The sequence below is a fragment of the Nocardiopsis sp. MG754419 genome (genome assembly GCF_018207095.1).
Taxonomy (GTDB): Bacteria; Actinomycetota; Actinomycetes; order Streptosporangiales; family Streptosporangiaceae; genus Nocardiopsis.
Window position 1 is genome coordinate 1 of sequence record NZ_QOCZ01000441.1, and the last position, 312, is coordinate 312.

The following is a 312-nucleotide window of genomic DNA, read 5'->3' on the forward strand; positions in this document are numbered from 1 at the left end:
TGTACTGACCACGGAGGTTGGTAACACCCACCCCGCCCGACACACGACAAGAGGGCCTCCGGTATCGGTGTGGATTGCGACGTCCCACCGGCCACCAGGAGGCCCTCGATGCCCCACACTACTCATGCCAACGCCCGCCTGACCCCCGCCGGGCGCCTGGCCCTGGCCCGCTGCGTGGTCCAGGACGGCTGGCCCCTGCGACGGGCCGCCGAACGCTTCCAGGTCAGCGCCACCACCGCCCACCGCTGGGCCACCCGCTACCGCACCCGGGGCCCCGCAGGCATGACCGACCGGCCCAGCGGTGGGCGGTGG

General features: G+C 73.4%; 1 protein-coding gene. It reads left to right on the forward strand.

Translation table 11 applies throughout. The features are described 5' to 3' along the window. Positions 1-108: 108 nt before the first annotated feature. On the forward strand, positions 109-312 hold a 204-nt coding region (locus DSY14_RS28460; protein ID WP_211719648.1), incomplete at its 3' end, for a leucine zipper domain-containing protein.